Here is a 3,941-nt window from a genome sequence, read left to right as displayed (position 1 = left end):
GTTTCAGGAACAGGTCAACAATCGCCAGATCCCAATCGCCGCTGTTCTCGACAAGCCATGCCTTGCCTTCGTTTTCGGTTTCGGCGGTGCCTACCGCGTTAATACCTGCCAATTCCTCAAGCGTCCCAATCAGATTCTCTCGAATGGTGGGGTTGTCTTCTACGATGTACGTTTTCAGTCTCACTGCTCGGTCCAGGTGGAAGGCTACGTGCTTCTCGAAAAATATTACAAAAGGCTCAAGAACGTGCGTGTCTCTGTTTCCTAATGTATCTTTGATTGAGGCCCATTCTGCCAGTGACCAAGGCCAATACCTGTAGGAAGTTTCCTACCGGGCCCGCAAAAAAAACTGTAGGCACATGCTCACAGCGTCTCATGGCGCTTGCCGACTGCCCTGGCGGGCGATTTGGCGGACATTCAACCTCTGTAGTTCAGCGCACCTGCTTCGGTGAGGGCCCTGGTGGCGGTTCACGCATTTGGCGATTACAGGGTGCCTTGCAACGGCTAGAACGATTCCTCCAGCATGAACAACGTCTTGTCCCAATCGCCTCTTTTGCGGAAAACACTCATCGGCATCGCCGTATTGGTCGCGGTTTTGCTGCTTGTTGCGGTGTTTTTCCCTTGGGACATGCTGCGTGGCCCGATCAACCGGCACGTATCTGAGCAGCTCGGCAGGCGTTTTGAAATTACCCGGCATCTGTCTGTGCAGCTTGGGCGTACGGCCACGGTCAAGGCCGACGGCGTGGAAATCGCCAATCCGGAATGGGCCAGCAAACCTTACCTGGTCACGGCAACTGCCGCAGAATTTGATATCCGCCTGCTGCCGCTTCTCTTTGGCCGGGTAGAGCTGCCCCGGATTGTGCTGACCGAACCGCAGATAGGACTCCAGATTGAGCCGGACGGCCGCCGCACGTGGGCCTTGTCACGGGATACGTCCGACGAAGGTTCTGTCCCGCGGATTGACGCCCTGATCATCGACCGTGGCACCCTGGATTACCGCGCTGCGGCACAAGGGGCCAATATCAGTGTCGAGTTCTCGCTGGCGCGGGAGGCAAAAGATCAACTGCCCTTGAGCTACAAAGCCGACGGCAAATGGAAAAACGAGTCTTTCAAGGCGACCGGCCGCACCGGCGGTGTGCTCCAGTTGAGCAAAGACCTTGAGGCGCCTTTTCCCGTGGAAGTCAGCGCCGTGGCAGGCAAGACCAGCCTTAAGGCCAAGGGCTCGGTTTCCAATCTCGCAGAGCTCGCGGGCATCGACGCGACCTTTGACCTCCAGGGGCGCAACCTTGAAGAACTCTACAAGTTGGTAGGGGTCGTATTGCCTGCCACGCCGCCGTACAAAGTCCGGGGCAAGTTGACCCGGCACGGCAAGGTGTGGGCTGCCACCCAGATGCAGGGTGTTTTGGGCAATTCGGACATCAATGGCGCGCTGAGTTTTGACCAGTCCGCCCCCGTGCCGCTTCTGACGGGCAAGGTACAGTCCAGGCTGCTTGATTTCGCCGATCTTGCGCCGGTGATCGGTTTGGCTCCGTCTGAGGGCGGCAAGGCTGCCAATCCCGACACACCAGCTGCGCAGACCGACAGCAATTCGGCGCCGCCGCCGGACAGGAGGGCAAGAGCTGCGCCTGCTACACGCAAGGTTCTGCCTGTTGCGTCACTTGACGTTACGCGGCTGCAGGCGATGAATGCCGACGTGGTTTACTCTGCGGCTGATATCAGGCATGTGAAGGTGCTCCCGCTCGACAAGGGCAGCGTCCACGTGCAGTTGAAGGCAGGTGTTTTGCAGCTCGAGCCGATCTCGCTGGGCATTGCTGGCGGCACGGTGGCGGGCAGTATCCGCATCGATTCCAATCCTGTTCCTGCGGCTTTCACCACACGGCTGGACCTGCGGGCCGTGCAGCTTAACCAGCTCTTTCCTGCCATTGAAACTTCCAAAAGCAGCCTGGGCAGGATCAGCGGGCAACTGGACCTCAAAGGCCGCGGAAATTCCCTGGCGCAAATGCTGGGGTCGTCGTCCGGCGATGTCGCTGTGCTGATGGGCAAGGGTGAAATCAGCAATATCCTGCTTGAATTCATGGGCCTGGATGGCGGAGAGGTGATCAAGTTCCTGGTCCGGGGCGACCGTAATGTGCAATTGCGCTGCGCCGCTGCGGCTTTTGAGGTGAACAAGGGCTTGATGAGCACCAAAACCATTGTGCTGGACACGGCAGATACGGTCATTAAYGGCCGGGGCACAGTCAGCCTCGCTGACGAAACGCTGGATCTCGTTCTGGACCCGGCGCCCAAAGACCGCAGCATACTGAGCTTGCGGTCTCCCTTGAAGATCGGCGGCACCTTCGCGGCCCCATCGGCTGGCCCCGACAAGGGCGCCCTTGCAGGCCGTGCCGCCATCGCTATTGGGCTGGGTGTAATCAATCCCTTGCTGGCATTGGCGGCCACCATTGAAACCGGGCCGGGCCAGGACGAAAACTGCGCAGCGATTCTTGCCAAGGCCGCAACGTCCAGCGCCGGCTCGCGTATGCCGGCATCCGCCACCCGATAAGGTTCTGGGCGGCCTCTGGCTTCAGGTGTCGAGGGTTGTGGTCCTGCCGCCGCAGACAGCGCATGCTGCATGGGGCGTGATCTTCATTTCGCTCCACTCCATGCTTTTGCCTTCAAGCATCAGCAACCGTCCGGTCAACGACCCGCTCACGCCACAGATCAGTTTCAGGGCTTCGGCCGCTTGAGTGCTCCCTATGATGCCGACCATTGGCGCGAAAACGCCCATCGTTGCGCAAAGCGCTTCTTCCAGCTGGTCTGATTCGGGAAACACGCAGGCGTAGCACGGCGAGTCTTCGCGTCTTGAATCGTAGACGGCGACCTGGCCGTCAAAGCGGATGGCCGCCCCCGATACCAGTGGCTTGCGGTGTTTGACGCAGGCGCGGTTGATGGCATGGCGCGTGGAAAAGTTGTCCGTGCAGTCCAGCACGACATCGGCGTCCTGGACCAGCTGATCGAGCAGCGCGCCTTTTGCTCGCCGGGTAACCGGGGTGACCTCGACGTCGGGGTTGATGGCCGCGATGGACTCGGCGATGGACTCCGCCTTGAACTTCCCGATGCGAGAAAGGTTGTGGGCGATTTGCCGCTGCAGGTTGGTGGCATCCACCCGGTCATGGTCAGCGATGGTGATGTGGCCGACGCCGGCGCTGCCCAGATAAAGCGCAACGGGCGAGCCCAAACCGCCCGCACCGACGATCAGCACATGCGACTGGAGAATTTTTTCCTGGCCTTCAATGCCAATTTCGTCGAGCAGGATATGCCGGGAGTAACGAAGCAGCTGTTCGTCGTTCATGGTGAAAGCCGTTCAGGCTACAGGGCAAGCGCGCGGATGGGCGGGCAGCGCGCGCGGCACAAGCCTGCTCCGCTCCGTGCCCCCTATCGCCTAGTTGTCTTTTTTCTCGTTTTTCGGTTCGACCACGGCTGTCTTGCTGATCAACACCGGACGTCCCTTGAGCTTGTTGATCGCCTGCGCCAGCTGGAAATCCTTGTCGCTGCCCAGTTCGGGCGGCCGGCGTTGCTCAGGTGTCTTTTTCGCTTCTTCTTCGAGGCGTTTCAGGGCTTCCTCGCGGGCTTTCTCGCGCCCGGCGTCCTTCACTTCTGCACCCTGGCCGCTGTTGAGGTGTTTCTCAAGGTCGGCTTCCCGGGTCCGCAAGGCGGCAAAAGGACTGCCTTCGGCGGTCTCGTCGACCAGCACGTCGGGCACGATGCCGCGCGCCTGGATCGATTTTCCGCTTGGCGTGAAATAACGCGCCGTGGTGAGCTTCAGGCCGGTATCGGGGCCCAGGGGCCGGACGGTTTGTACCGAGCCCTTGCCGAAGGTCTGGTTGCCCATGATGGTGGCACGCTTGTGGTCCTGCAGGGCACCGGCGACGATTTCGCTGGCGGAAGCCGAGCCTTCATTGACC

4 protein-coding genes are annotated in these 3,941 nt (G+C 60.3%); 1 reads left to right on the top strand and 3 read right to left on the bottom strand.

Annotated features, from left to right (window positions below; translation table 11 throughout):
• The coding region (locus tag AC1D0Z_RS17260; RefSeq protein WP_477659444.1) for a response regulator at positions 1-184 on the bottom strand (184 nt) is incomplete at its 3' end.
• A gap of 336 nt (positions 185-520) precedes the next feature.
• On the opposite strand from AC1D0Z_RS17260, the gene AC1D0Z_RS17255 reads away from it, so the two are divergent.
• Positions 521-2,539 (top strand): AsmA family protein, encoded by a 2,019-nt coding sequence (locus tag AC1D0Z_RS17255; RefSeq protein ID WP_477659443.1) that lies wholly within the window; start codon positions 521-523, stop codon positions 2,537-2,539.
• Positions 2,540-2,560: 21 nt separating this feature from the next.
• Here AC1D0Z_RS17255 and AC1D0Z_RS17250 read toward each other — a convergent pair whose 3' ends face one another.
• Both AC1D0Z_RS17250 and AC1D0Z_RS17245 read right to left on the bottom strand, forming a co-directional pair.
• Complete coding sequence (locus tag AC1D0Z_RS17250) at positions 2,561-3,328, bottom strand: HesA/MoeB/ThiF family protein (protein WP_477659442.1); 768 nt, start codon at positions 3,326-3,328, stop codon at positions 2,561-2,563.
• A 90-nt stretch (positions 3,329-3,418) separates the two neighbouring features.
• The coding region (locus AC1D0Z_RS17245; RefSeq protein WP_477659441.1) for a S41 family peptidase at positions 3,419-3,941 on the bottom strand (523 nt) is incomplete at its 5' end.

It is taken from the genome of Polaromonas sp. P1_E3, assembly GCF_056405935.1.
The sequence above is the reverse complement of the archived record's forward strand: the minus strand, read 5'-3'. Positions and strand labels throughout refer to the sequence as shown.

Bases quoted from the DNA above. Each gene is read 5' to 3' on its own strand.
- AC1D0Z_RS17250 (WP_477659442.1), bottom strand. From the start codon at position 3,328: ATGAACGACGAACAGCTGCTTCGTTACTCCCGGCATATCCTGCTCGAC.